We start from the raw sequence: 14,300 nt of genomic DNA, 5'->3' as shown, positions 1-14,300 counted from the left end.
AACTTTTCGGGGTCAGATCAGATTTGATAATGGATTACAGTGGTTTTTTTATTTGCTTTTGTGGGCTACAATAAGCATCCTCAAGTTGTATGATTTTATAGGCAAATTATGGCGATACTTACTCTTTCAAATGCATATCTTTCATTTAGTGATCATCCTTTATTAGATTATGCTGATCTGACTATTGAGGCAGGGGAACGAGTCTGTCTGGTAGGGCGTAATGGTGCAGGAAAATCGACTTTATTGAAAATTCTTGCCGGAGAAGTAGGAATGGATGATGGGCAATTGATTATTGAGAAGGATCGCATTATTGCGCGTTTAGAACAAGATCCGCCACGCCATATTGAAGGTACGGTGTTTGATTATGTAGCAGAAGGTGTACAGGAACTGGCAGATTTATTGAAAGAATATCATCAGTTATCGTTGAAAATTGCACAAGATTATCAAGAAAAAACAATGAACCGTTTGTCTGAAGTGCAAGGTCAGCTAGATCACCTTGATGGTTGGCGTTTTGAAACAAGAATTCAAGAAATTTTGGCGAAATTAGGGTTAAATCCGGATATTGAATTAGCCGAATTGTCTGGGGGATGGCAGCGAAAAGCTGCTTTAGCTAAAGCGTTGGTTTGTGAGCCAGATTTATTGTTATTGGATGAACCAACCAACCATTTAGACGTTGACACGATCAATTGGTTGGAAAATTTATTGTTAGAATTTAAAGGTAGTATTGTTTTTATTTCGCACGATAGAGCTTTTATTCGCAGAATGGCTACACGAATTATTGATTTGGATCGTGGTAAATTGGTCTCTTATCCGGGAAATTATGATCAATATTTGCAACAAAAAGAGGAAAATTTGCGGGTTGAGGCTTTGCAAAACGAGCTTTTTGATAAACGTTTGGCTCAAGAAGAAGTTTGGATTCGAAAAGGAATTGAAGCTAGAAGAACACGTAATGAAGGACGAGTCAGAGCGTTGAAAGCAATGCGAGAGGAGCGCCGCCAACGTCGAGATATAATGGGGAAAGCTAATATTCAGGTTGATAATGCAATACGTTCCGGAAAAATTGTGTTTGAAATTGAAAATTTAAATTATCAGTTAGCCGATAAAATTTTAATTAAAGATTTTTCAGCGACAATTTTGCGTGGAGATAAAATTGCGCTTATTGGCCCGAACGGATGCGGTAAAACAACATTGATTAAGCTGCTATTGGGAGAATTACAACCTACATCCGGACGAATTCATACAGGAACAAAATTGGAAGTGGCCTATTTTGATCAATATCGTTCAACGCTTGATCCGGAGAAAAGTGTGATGGATAACGTGGCGGATGGTAAGCAGGATGTAGAGGTTAATGGCGCGAAACGCCACGTTCTAGGTTATTTACAAGATTTTCTCTTTCCGCCTAAACGGGCAATGATTCCGGTAAAAGCATTATCAGGTGGTGAAAAAAATCGTCTGCTATTGGCAAAATTGTTGTTAAAACCAAATAATTTATTGATTCTGGATGAGCCGACTAATGATTTGGATGTGGAAACCTTAGAGTTATTGGAAGAGTTGTTATCAGAATATCAAGGCACAGTCATTATCGTTAGTCACGATCGACAATTTATTGATAACACTGCAACTGAATGTTTTATTTTTGAGGGTGATGGCATTTTGCATAAATATGTTGGCGGTTACCACGATGCAAAACAGCAACAAGCGAATGTGTTGGCACAGAAACAGCAACAACCAAAAATCGAAAAAACAGCAAAAGAGAATAAAAAACAGGCATTTCGTGATAGTAAAATGCGAAAAGTGAAGTTGTCTTATAAAGAACAACAAGAGTTAGAGAAGATGCCGGAATTACTAGAGCAGTTAGAGCAACAAATTCAACAGCTGCAACAAGAAATTAATCAGCCAGATTTCTTTAATCAGTCGAATGAAGTTACCAGCAGTAAATTACAACAATTAGCTGAACTGGAGCAAGCATTGGATGATGCATTAAATCGTTGGGCGGAATTGGAACAAATTGCTGAAGGTGAGCAATAAGAAAATAAATTTAACAGAAAAGTTGTGCAAATGCTAAAAGAATAAACAGTTTAGTTAGTGATGAACTTGCATTTGGTGACAACTTATCGCATAATGCCTTTCGTCTTTTAGACGTATCAATGGAGTCCTTTTCGGTTCCTCGCAACAAACTCTAGCTCAGCGGGTCAGGTTCGGAAGAAAGCAGCCCAAGTTAGAACTTTGTGTGCCGAGATTAAGCTGGAAAGGGCTCCTCCATTTTCAGCCCTTTCCTTACAATTATTAATTTTATGGTGCGCTGCCTTGATTCCAGTTTTGACTTTCAACCGGTTTTTTCGTTTGTAATAGAAAATGTTGATAAGCTTTTGCAGCTGGTTGAACTACCTTTCCTGAAGGTGTAGAAAAAGCTATGCCACCACGAAGCAACTGCTGTGCTGTACCAGTTTGAAAATCAACACCGCTCCAACCAATATCTAAGGAATAACCTGAAGCTAACCAAAATTCACTGTTTTGACGAACCAAATGGCGATATTGCTGTGCTAATTGAATATCAACAAAAACGCGATCAGCTGTAGTATTCAGCTTAATATTGCTAATTGCTCCCACTTCAACACCGCGGTATAACACCGGTGCGCCAACCGAAAGCGAAGCGGCATTTTCGGTTTCCAACACCAATGGAAAACCGTTTTGGTATTTATTATTTTCGCCAGCAGCACGGGATAAAGTGAATTGAGTTTGAGTTTTACCTTTCCCAAAATTCACGTTGATATAGGGTTTCAATAATGCATCTAAATTTTGCACCCCTCCAGCAGAGATTTGCGGTGTTACCAATGTGAAATGACTGCCGTTTTTACTGAGTGCATTGAAGTAATCACGTTGAATAGATGCCGATGCAACTACTCTCTGTTTTTGTTCATCTAATGAGATTTTTTGGATAGTACCGATCTCTAAACCCAAATAACGTAACGGCATTCCGATAGTAAGATTGTCTGCATTATCTACAAATAGCGTTATTTCGTGTCCAGAGGAAAGTGCTGCAGTTTGATTTGGATATAAGATGGTTTGAGTACCATTTTGACCAATATTATCAAAGCTGATTGCTCCTTTAATAATTCTAGAAAGAGGTGCAGCTTTAATATCGACTCCTTGCAGAGAAACATCAACTTGTACCGCATTTTCTGCCCAGAATCGGCTTTGTTTGGTGAACAGATATTGATATTGCTGATTAATGAAAACAGCAATATCAAAAGATTGTTTATTAGGTCTGATTGATAAAATTTTACCGACAGGTAAGCGGCGATAAAGTACTAGTGAATTTTCACTGATATTTGGTAATTCCGTTGTTGTTAGTACGATAGTTGGCTTGATACTATCCGAAGTAATGCCTGCAAGTGCGTTACTGTTATTAGCATACAAAGGGTATTGCTGCAAAGCTTTGCCGCCTGTTTTATTAGAACGTAGTAATACGTTAATCCCACCTTGTAACCATTTTCGTGGTGATTCTACATTCATTTGCACGCCATCACTGCTTAAATCTAATGAAAAATTGCTTGCTGCCACAAATAGTGTTTCTGCATTGATTAGATGATGATAAGTAGACAAAATCACTGCTTTAAATGTAGTTTTATCAATATCAACATGACGGGATACAATTTCGCCTATTTTGATACCGTTGTAACTGATTGGTTGCCCCTCTTCTATGCCGTAAGTTTGTGGTGAAGTTAAACTAAGAATTAAAGCACCGGGCTGTTGTAACAATAATTCAGACTGTTTTATTACATCAAAATGGAGAGTTGGTGTACCATTGCCGTCAATAATTTCAAAATACTTACCTTGTAAGAATTGATTTAAATTAGAAACTTCCGCCAATGATGGACGATCCATTAAAACAATTTTTGAGCCACTTTTGAGATTGGATTTAATACTTGGGTCAACCAACAATTTGGCTTGAATTGTTGGTGTGCTATTGATGACATCTTCATCTTCACCATAATTGATTTCACTTAATACACCAACTTGTAGATCGTGAAAATAGACCGGTGTGTCATTCTCTTTTAAACCGGAAATATCATTAGGTAGCGTGATATCAACGTTTAGCCCACGTTTTGCCGCTTTGATGGAAGCGTAGAGTGGGAATGTAGTTTCACCTTGAACTTCATCACTTTCATCTGGTGAATCGAAAGCAATAGCACCTTGTAAAATCGCTTGTATGCTATCCATACTAACGGAAATACCATTCCAATTAGCATCTGCTTTTATTCCACTGATATTCCAGAAACGGCTCTCTTTTTTCACAAATTTTGCATACTGTTTATAAATAATGATGTCGATAGCGACTTTTTTATCATCAGTAAAGCTATAGTTGTTTACTTTACCAACCGGTACTTTATGGAAAAAAATGCTTGAACCTAATTCGATAGAACCGAGATCGTCTGCAATTAGATGAATTAATAAATCACCTTCACTCAATTCAGCAATCGGCCCACGATCTTCAGCGACAAAAGTATCCGCTTCTTCGCCTTTGCCTGGAGAGAGTGTGATGTAGTTTCCTGATACTAAAGCATCTAAACCGGAGACTCCGGCTAAAGAGGCACTAGGTTGAACAATCCAAAATTTAGTATCTTCACGTAATACCGATACTGCTTCCGGATAGATATTAGCTTCAACTTTTACCGATTTCATATCTTGGGTGAAGTTTACCTTTTTGACTAAACCAATTTGTAATCCTTGATAACGAATCGGTGTTTTTTCCGCAATTAGACCTGAACCATCAGAAAAAAATATGGTTATTTTTTCACCTTGTTCCTGATGGATTTGATAAAATAATACAATGCCGACACAAAAAGCAATAAACGGCAATAACCAAAAAGGTGAAATCCGTTTAATGGCGGAAATCTTAGCTGACATTGAGGTAGGAATGTTATTTGTTTGCTTCATAATTTTTCCAAAGTAAACGCGTATCAAAAACTTCTGCTGAAATCATTGTCAAAAAAACAGCAAGACCAAAATAAATAGCGGCAGGGCCAACTGAAAAGCTGATAATTTGTCCTCTTGTTACTAATGACATCATTAACGATAGTACAAATAAATCCAACATAGACCAACGCCCAACAAAATGAACAATTTCAAATAGTTTCATCTGAAAGTGAATATTTTTGCTATAACCGAAGTGAATACAACTTAAGAGATATAACATAATCAATATTTTAGAAATAGGTACAAAAATACTGGCGATAAAAACGATAGCGGCAATATTATAATTGCCCATTTTAATAAAAGTTATAACCCCAGAAATTAGCGTGTCTGCAGTTGGCACACCATTTACATAAACAATAGAAATCGGTAGTAAATTGGCTGGTAAGAGCATTATTGCGCCAGCAATTAAGGTACTCCAAGTACGTTGTAATACTAAATTTTTATCTAATGCCGTATTGGCGTGGCAGCGTGGACAGATATGATTGGAGGCTGCTTGTTCAGGAAAGCTTAAACCACAGGTTTTACAGTAACAAAGGTGTTGATTATGTTGAAATTGTGGTGGATAAAAAAGATCCCAAAATTGTTTTGATGATGTTTTGGTAAACAGTAAGATGGTTAAAAATGTGACTAAAACGAAAGGAATAAGATAAAGAGTAAATGAAATATCGGCATATTCACGTACTTTAAATGCAGCAACAGCAAGTGAAATTAAATAGACATCAAGCATCACCCAAGAACGGATATAATTTAGCGACATCAACAACATTCTTGCTCGTAAGTGAAAAATACGACAAAGTTGTAACGATAAAATCAAAATAATGTAAGAAACCGGCATTATAATTGCACAAAATAGCACTAAAAATGCAGAATAAGGGTAACCTTCAGTCGCCATTTTCCACACACCGCTCCAGATTGAGGTGTAAACTGGGACACCTAGGAGTTGGATATTTAAAAGGGGAAATGTAAAGGCGAATGGCATCAGAATTGCAATAGAAAGCGCTAAAATTGAGCAACGTTTTAAACTCCATAAGCCACCTACTCTAACAACGTGATGGCAATGGGGACAGCTTGCTTTTTGATTTGCATTCAAAGCTGGTAAAGAGATGGCGTGGTCGCAAATATCGCAACAAATTGCCTGTTCTGTTGTGGATAGCGGAGAAAAACGTCTAATTTGCATTAAATTTTTTGAATAAATGAGATGATTAGTTTAAATAAGCCAATAAAAGTTGTTGAACAAGTATATAAATAAAGGGAAAATATACAAGTAAATAATCTTATCGATTTGAATTTCCAAGGCGTTAATCTTTTATAATAAAGATTGACAGAATGAATCATAATGAACGTCTATAATAGGACAATTTAACCAAGTATCACGAGTAGGACTATGTCGTTAGAAACAGAAAATCAGCAACCGGCAGCGGATGTTGCACCTTCAAAAAATAAATTCCAAGAAAATAATCAAATTATTGCTTATTTAGCAGAGAAATTTCCGCTCTGTTTTTCAACACAGGGCGAAGCAAAACCGTTAAAAATCGGTATTTTTCAAGATATTGTTGTCAGATTAAAAGACGATGATACCATTTCCAACACACAAATTCGTCGTGCGTTACGTCAATATACTGCTGGATGGCGTTATTTATACGGTTATAAGGCAGGGGCAAAACGTGTTGATCTTGACGGTAATGAATGCGGTGAAGTGGAACAACAACATATTGAACACGCAGAACAACGTTTACGTGAAAGCAAAGCAAAAAACGCAAGTCATCGTCCACAACAGAAAGAAAATAGAGCAACACGTAAACCGAATAATAAACCGCGCAGAAACGTTGTCAGACGTAAGCCAAATTTAGTTCCGGCAGATTTGTCTTCTTTGCAAGAATCACAGCAAGTAAAGATTAAAGTCGGTGAAAAAACACAAGTCGCAACTGTGCTTGCGGTAGGAAAAGATAATGTTCGTGTTGAATTAGCACAAGGATTAGTCTTAACCGTTACTGAAGATCGTGTATTCCAATTGTGATAGATGAAAGATCAAGAAATAACAAAGCAGGTGATAGCCTGCTTTATGTTTCTAACGTAAGTTCAAATTGATTGATGAGTTTATAAGAATTAAGGGGATTGAACATAATGAAGTTCAAGAAATTGGCACTTAGTATCGTTATTGGTACGTTATTTCTGAATGTGCCGGCGTGGGCGGTGAAACCGGATATTAGCGCAGATAAAATTGTTGTTCCAGCGCCATCCGATACAAATTCATTAGAAGCAAAACGTGTAACATCAAGATTGATTCAGTCACATTACAAAAAGTTTTCTTTGGATGATGCATTATCGGAAAAGATTTTTAATCGTTATATCGACTTTTTGGATTACAGCCATAATACATTTTTGCAGTCTGATGTCGATGAATTACGTGCAAAATATGCAAAACATTTTGATGACGATTTGAATGCAGGTGATTTAACTGCAGCTTTTGCTATGTATGATTTGTTGCAACAGCGTCGTTATCAACGATATAGCTATGCGCTTTCGCTGTTAGATAAAGAACCTAATTTAAAAGAAAATGATCAGATTGAAATTGATCGCAGTAAAGCGCCTTTTCCTAAAACAGAAGAAGAGGCGGATAAATTATGGAAAGAGCGTGTTAAAAATGATGTGATTTCAATGCGTTTGCAGGGTAAATCTTGGTCACAAATTAAGAAAAAATTGACAAAACGTTATAATTTGGCGATTAAACGCTTAACACAGACCAAGGCGGATGATATTACGCAACTGTTTTTAAACTCTTTTGCTCGTGAATTGGATCCTCACACCAGCTATCTTTCACCACGTAATGCGAAAAGTTTTCACGAAGATATGAATCTCTCTTTAGAGGGAATTGGGGCGACACTGCAATCAGAAGACGATGAAACCATTATTAAATCACTCGTACCAGGCGCACCGGCGGATAGAAGTAAAAAAATTAAAGCGGGTGACAAAATCATTGGAGTCGGTCAAGGCAAGAAAGGTGAGATCGAAGATGTGGTTGGTTGGCGTCTGGATGATGTTGTTGAGAAAATTAAAGGCAAGAAAGGGACAACCGTCCGTCTGGAATTGGAATCAGCAAAAAACGGCAAAACTCGTATTGTCACTTTAGTGAGAGATAAGGTGCGTATTGAAGATCGTGCTGCCAAATTGAAAATGGAAAAAGTGGATAATCATAATATCGCTGTGATTACTATTCCGAGTTTTTATAACGGCTTAACGGTTGATGTCACTAAATTATTGGCAGAGATGAAACAGAAAAATGCAGAAGCTTTGGTGATTGATCTTCGTAATAATGGTGGAGGTTCTTTACCGGAAGTGGTTAGCCTAAGTGGTTTGTTTATTAGTGATGGACCGGTGGTTCAAGTGCGTGATGCGTTCAACCGCATTCGTGTACACGATGATGTTGATCCGCAACAAGTTTATAACGGGCCTATGGTTGTGATTGTTGATCGTTTCAGCGCATCGGCATCAGAAATTTTTTCAGCGGCAATGCAAGATTACGGACGAGCAATTATTGTAGGTCAAGGTACTTTCGGCAAAGGCACCGTGCAACAAAGTCGTCCACTGAACTTTATTTATGATACTGATCAAACACCTTTAGGCGCAATTCAATACACTATTCAGAAGTTCTATCGTATTAATGGTGGAAGCACTCAATTAAAAGGGGTTACTCCAGATATTAAGATTGCCGAGCTTATTGATGAATCTGAATATGGTGAAAGTAAAGAGGATAATGCATTGGCGTGGGATAAAATTCCTGAAGCACAATATACTCGTGTTGCAGATTTGTCTGATTTAATTAAGAAATTGTCAGAAAATCATAAAGCCAGAGTGGCAAATGATCCTGAATTTATCGTATTGAATCAGGATATTGAAACGAGAGATCGACGCAATCAACGTAAATTCCTTTCATTAAATTTGGCGGATAGAAAAGCAGAGAACGATAAAGACGATGCAAAACGTTTAAAAGATCTAAATGCAAGATTTAAACGTGAAGGTAAGAAACCATTGAAAAAATTGGATGATTTACCAAAAGATTATGAGGCACCAGATTTTGTATTGAAAGAAGTTGAACATATGGCATCGGATATGTTGCCACAAAAACAAAATTAATTTACAGCTTTTGTAATTTTTTGTTATAGAATAAAGAAGGTGGAGGGATTGTCTCTCCACCTCTTTTTTAGATTTAGAGCGTTTGATAGATTTAAAATTTTATAGTTGGTTTGTACACTATTATTCAAACATTTCAATACTTAAGGATTAATCAGGAGGTTAATTATGTTGCTTAAAAAACACGTTTTAACCACAATGTTTCTCTCATCATTGATGATTACCTCGTCGTTTGCGGAAGAGAACGGGACGGAGAATAAGAATAATCAGGAAGAGAGTACGGTTGCAGTGGTAACTGAAGATCAAACACAGGCACAGCTTTTGAAGTTAAAAGAGGTGATGAAGGATGTTCAATTGGTATTTCCGGAAAAGCTAGCTGAAATTTATGCGATTAGAGATTTTTCTCCTATTTGGCAAGATGAAAATGCGAAAAATCAATTTTTGCAGGACTATGCTTTATTGGGATTGACTAATGTTTCTAATGATGTAAAAGCACAACTGGAAAGGCTTACTCACGCAGAGAAAAATAGTTTAGTCGCTGATATTTTAATTAGTGATAGTTGGTTAAATTATTTAAATTATATTTCTAATTTGCACTCAAATGCACAGAATTGGCTTTATGACAGTTATCGATATCGAACACAACTGCCAAGTGATGATATTGTTAATGCGTGGTTGAATGCGGTATCACAGCAGCAATTATCTGCTTTCGTAGATAAATTTGATCGAGTGAATCATCGTTATGAACAAACCAAAAAAACGATCCTATCCGAATTAATAAAATCGACAACGGATAATGCTACATTAGCAAAACTTGCCATTAATTTACAGCGTTTGCGTTTTATCCCAGATTTTGAAAATGGAATTTTTGTGAATATTCCGACCTTTCAATTATATTATTATCGTAATGGTGAGGAAGTTTTAAGCTCACGTGTTATTGTTGGTAAAAAAGCAAGAAAAACGCCGGTAATGATGAGTAAACTTAGCAATATTGTGGTTAATCCACCATGGAATGCGCCGGTACGCTTAATTAATGAAGATTTGATTCCTAAAGTTCGGAAAGATCCGAGCTATATTTATCGTAATGGTTATACCATTATTGATAGTAAAGGTAATACTATTGATCCTTATACTATTGATTGGGAAAATATGACTGCAAAAAGTTTCCCATATCGTTTGCGTCAAGCGCCGGGCGGAGATAGTGCATTGGGTAATTTTAAATTCAATATGCCGAGTAAAGATGCTATCTATTTGCACGATACGCCTAACCATCGTCTATTTAATAATAAAAACCGAGCGATCAGTTCAGGATGTATTCGTGTCAATAAATCGGATGAGTTAGCAACTTTATTGTTAACGGAGGCTGGTTGGAGTGTTGATAAAAAAGCTCAAGTGTTAAAAAGTCGTAAAACTGTTTCTGTACCGATTCAGTCTACTAATCCGGTCTATCTTTATTATGTAACAGCGTGGGCAGATGCGCAGGGGGAAATCCATACCGTTGCAGATATTTATGGCTATGATCAAAAATTATCATTAAATGAAGAAAATAAATCGCTATTGCTACAATATTTGCTTTAATCACTAGCAAAAATCAGTATAATCCGAAAGGCTATTCTTTATGCAATAGCCTTTTTTAATCTCTTATTTATTGCAGGCTCGCTATTTACTATAGAAAAGTTGCTACTAAGTAGCTTATTTTGAGTCAATAATGTATAAAATAAATTTTGTGTATTGAAAATAGGAAACCAGTTTTTTAGTTAGCGATAGGAAAGGGAAATGGGAAATATTGATCAATCACGCCGTAAATGGTTATCGTTAGGCGGAATTATCTTAGGAAGCTCATTTGTAGCCAACTCCGCTTTGGCAGCATTATCCACAGCAGCACCTAAAATCCTACATTTTAAGAATATCAATACAGGTGAAAAATTAAGTTCACCTTTTTCACCGAATAAAGGATTGGCAAGATCCGAATTACAAAAATTAAATTATTTAATGCGAGATAGACGCACTAATTTGGTTCACAATATGGATCCAAAATTGTTTATGAAGTTTTACCAAATTCAGTCCCGTTTAGGCTTACGTTCTTGTGAAATTTCAGTGATTTGTGGTTATCGTGCGCCGGCAACTAATGCAGCAATGCATCGTCGCAGTAAAGGCGTGGCAAGCAACAGTTATCATATGCGTGGGCAAGCGATAGATTTTCGTATTGATAATATTGCGTTAAATAGAGTGCGTGAAGTGGCACAGTCGTTAAAAAATGGCGGTGTTGGTTATTATCCGCGCAGTAATTTTGTACACGTTGATACCGGGCCGGTCAGAACGTGGCGCGGTAGTTGATAAATGTAAAAAGTTAAAATGATGATGAATATTCAAATTTTTCCGGTAACGGCATTTCAACAAAACTGTTCGGTAGTTTGGGATGATGAGAAGAATGCGGCGATTATTGACCCGGGTGGAGATGCAGAAAAAATTCTTCAATTTCTTGAAGAAAATAAATTAATTGTGAAATGTATTTTATTAACGCACGGTCATTTAGATCACGTTGGTGCTGCTGCAAAATTAAAGCGTGAGTTAAAGATTGATATTTTAGGTCCAGAAAAATCTGATGAGTATTGGTTACAAACACTTCCGGAGCAAGCTTCTCAATTTGGTTTGCCTTATTGTGCGCCACTGTTGCCAGATCGTTGGTTAAATGAGGGTGATGTTATCACAATTGGTAATTTAACATTTGACGTTCTGCATTTGCCGGGGCATACGCCTGGGCATATCGGTTTCATTAATAAAGCTGAAAATATCGCTTTTACCGGTGATGTTTTATTTAGACAGAGCATTGGGAGAACAGATTTTCAGGGAGGCAGTTTCTCGGAATTAATTGATAGCATCAAAAATAAATTGTGGTCATTAGACCCCAATATGCAAATTGTTGCAGGACACGGCCCCTTAACAACCATAGGTTATGAAAAACAATATAATCCTTATCTGATAACACAAATAATAGACGAATAAATTGAACTCTTTATTTGAAATAACCTCTAATAACCGTTTGGTATTAGAGGTTTCTTTTGTAATATTCCTTTAAAGAAATAAAAAGACACTTATATCTGAGGGTGGTATGTTTAGAAAATTTTCTCTTTATCCGGTTATCTATTTTTTCTTGCTGAATTTAGTGATTTTATCTCTAAGTAGAATTGGGCTGGCTTTTTGGCAACAAGAACGTGTTGATGCAGTAAATGGCTGGTTTCCTCTATTGATGCAAGGAATTCGGATGGATGTGGTTTCACTGTGTTGGTTATTTGGTCTGTTTGCACTGTTTTCTACGTTATTATTGGATAGCACATCAATCGGAAGAGTAATGCGAGTTATTTTACGTATTGGATTGACAGTGGGATCAGTATTTATTCTTTTTATGGAACTAGTTACACCAGAATTTATTCGTACCTATGATTTTCGTCCGAACCGTCTTTTTGTTGAGTACTTAGTGAATCCGAAAGAGGTGTTCACGATGTTGGCAAAAGGGCATCTGGTGACAATGATTATTTCGTTGATCATAACGCTATTGGCGATTTGGGCATATTGGAAATTATCCGGTTATGTAACCCGTTATGCGACAGCGGGAAAATGGAAATACCGTCCATTGGTGGCATTGTTGACCGCCGCATTTGTCTTTATCGGTGCGCGTTCTACTTTTGCGCATCGCGGTATTAATCCTTCGATGGTGGCATTTTCATCCGACCCTTTGGTCAACTCGTTAGTACTAAATTCTGGTTATTCCGTACTGTTTGCTATGCAACAGATGGGGGATGAGGAAAATGCAGCAGCTGTTTATGGACGTTTACCGCCGGAAGAGATGTTATCAACACTGAAAGCATTGCATCCGCGCCCGGCAAGCGACTATATTGACGGTGATATTCCGCTCTTAAGCCAAAATAAAGCGACCTATCAAGGTAAGCCAAAAAATTTAGTGATTATTTTGGAAGAGAGTTTAGGTGCGCAATTTATCGGTGCATTAAATGGTAAACCGCTATCACCAAATTTGGATCAATTAAGCAAAGAGGGTTGGTGGTTTGAGAATTTATATGCGACCGGTACGCGTTCAGTACGAGGCATTGAGGCTGTGATCACCGGCTTTACGCCGACACCGGCACGCTCGGTGGTTAAATTACCGAATAGTCAAACTAATTTCTTTACCATCGCTGATTTGTTGAAACGTCACGGTTATCACACTTCCTTTATTTATGGTGGCGAAAAACATTTTGATAATATGGCAAGTTTCTTCTATGGCAATGGCTTTGAGGAGATTGTTGATGAAAATGACTATCCTCATCCAATGTTTAAAGGTACTTGGGGTGTTTCCGATGAAGATCTGTTTATTCGTGCCGATCAGGAGTTTGAAAAGTTATCACAACAGGGTAAGCCGTTTTTTAGTTTAGTGTTCAGTTCAAGTAATCACGATCCATTTGAATTTCCGGATAATAAAATTTCACTTTATGAACAACCAAAAGCTACACGAAATAATGCAGCAAAGTATGCTGATTTCGCATTAGGTGAGTTTTTTAAACGTGCTAAACAGTCAAAATATTGGAAAGATACGGTTTTTTTAGTAATTGCTGATCACGATTCGCGAGTGTCGGGTGCGGTGCTTGTGCCGATTGCTCATTTCCATATTCCGGCATTGATTATTGGTGATGGTGTTGCCGCTAAAGCGGATAATCGTTTAGTCAGCCAAATAGATATGCCGCCAACATTGTTATCATTAATCGGCATAGATGCACAATATCCAATGTTGGGATTTGATTTGACTAAATATAGCCCGAACAGAGCATTAATGCAGTTTGACAAATCAATGGCATTAATGAATGACAAACATCAAGTGGTGATTTTGGAAGCAAATAAACAACCGCAAGGGTTTGTTTATGATACCACGCAAAAAAGCTTAAACCCGGCTGAGGTTTCAGATCAGATGAAAAAAGAAGCGTTAACCTATGCCTTATGGGGAAGTTATTTGTATAAAAACAGATTGTATCATTTGCCAAGTAAATAACTTATTGAAACTGAAATGGAAAAATGGTGTTTGCATAATCTATGATTTATGCAGACACCATTGTTTTATCCTTATAAGACATTTTTGATTTTTTCTCTTTTTATTCTGCACTTAGGATAAAAATTTATCACTTTCGATGATACCTGCC

The 14,300-nt window shown here is 37.1% G+C and carries 9 protein-coding genes and 1 other RNA gene; 8 read left to right on the top strand and 2 right to left on the bottom strand.

Annotated features, from left to right (window positions below):
* The first annotated feature begins 108 nt into the window (after nt 1–108).
* Both JP36_RS05365 and ffs read left to right on the top strand, forming a co-directional pair.
* Nucleotides 109–2,028 carry an ABC transporter ATP-binding protein gene (locus JP36_RS05365; protein ID WP_039172746.1) on the top strand — a complete coding sequence of 640 codons (1,920 nt, stop codon included), beginning with the start codon at nt 109–111 and terminating at the stop codon, nt 2,026–2,028.
* Nucleotides 2,029–2,157: 129 nt separating this feature from the next.
* An RNA gene (gene ffs, locus JP36_RS11325) (signal recognition particle sRNA small type) lies at nt 2,158–2,253 on the top strand.
* A gap of 39 nt (nt 2,254–2,292) precedes the next feature.
* On the opposite strand, the gene JP36_RS05360 is transcribed toward ffs, so the two are convergent.
* The gene (locus JP36_RS05360) at nt 2,293–4,941 is read right to left on the bottom strand and encodes a PqiB family protein (RefSeq protein WP_039172743.1); all 2,649 of its coding nucleotides are present in this window, start codon (nt 4,939–4,941) and stop codon (nt 2,293–2,295) included.
* Entirely contained in the window at nt 4,925–6,157 is a 1,233-nt protein-coding gene (locus tag JP36_RS05355) for a paraquat-inducible protein A (protein ID WP_039172740.1), read from the bottom strand. Before JP36_RS05355 ends, JP36_RS05360 begins: the two co-directional genes overlap by 17 nt.
* A 207-nt stretch (nt 6,158–6,364) precedes the next feature.
* Between JP36_RS05355 and proQ the strand changes: the two genes are divergently transcribed.
* From proQ to JP36_RS05325, 6 genes are all read left to right on the top strand, one after another.
* Nucleotides 6,365–6,997 (top strand): RNA chaperone ProQ, encoded by a 633-nt coding sequence (gene proQ, locus JP36_RS05350; RefSeq protein WP_039172736.1) that lies wholly within the window; start codon nt 6,365–6,367, stop codon nt 6,995–6,997.
* 107 nt (nt 6,998–7,104) lie between these two features.
* Nucleotides 7,105–9,114, top strand: a complete 2,010-nt coding sequence (gene prc / locus JP36_RS05345) for a carboxy terminal-processing peptidase (protein WP_039172734.1) — start codon at nt 7,105–7,107, stop codon at nt 9,112–9,114.
* A gap of 165 nt (nt 9,115–9,279) precedes the next feature.
* Nucleotides 9,280–10,689, top strand: a complete 1,410-nt coding sequence (locus JP36_RS05340) for a L,D-transpeptidase family protein (protein WP_039172731.1) — start codon at nt 9,280–9,282, stop codon at nt 10,687–10,689.
* 198 nt (nt 10,690–10,887) lie between these two features.
* Nucleotides 10,888–11,448, top strand: coding sequence for a YcbK family protein (locus JP36_RS05335; protein WP_039172728.1), 561 nt, complete (start codon nt 10,888–10,890; stop codon nt 11,446–11,448).
* 24 nt (nt 11,449–11,472) lie between these two features.
* Nucleotides 11,473–12,117: an MBL fold metallo-hydrolase gene (locus tag JP36_RS05330; RefSeq protein WP_039172752.1), complete on the top strand. Its 645-nt coding sequence runs from the start codon at nt 11,473–11,475 to the stop codon at nt 12,115–12,117.
* Nucleotides 12,118–12,223: 106 nt separating this feature from the next.
* Nucleotides 12,224–14,152, top strand: coding sequence for an LTA synthase family protein (locus JP36_RS05325; RefSeq protein ID WP_209434477.1), 1,929 nt, complete (start codon nt 12,224–12,226; stop codon nt 14,150–14,152).
* Nucleotides 14,153–14,300 lie beyond the last annotated feature (148 nt).

The sequence above is a fragment of the Gallibacterium genomosp. 1 genome (assembly GCF_000771875.1).
GTDB lineage: Bacteria > Pseudomonadota > Gammaproteobacteria > Enterobacterales > Pasteurellaceae > Gallibacterium.
This window is presented reverse-complemented; position numbering and strand designations above follow the sequence as displayed.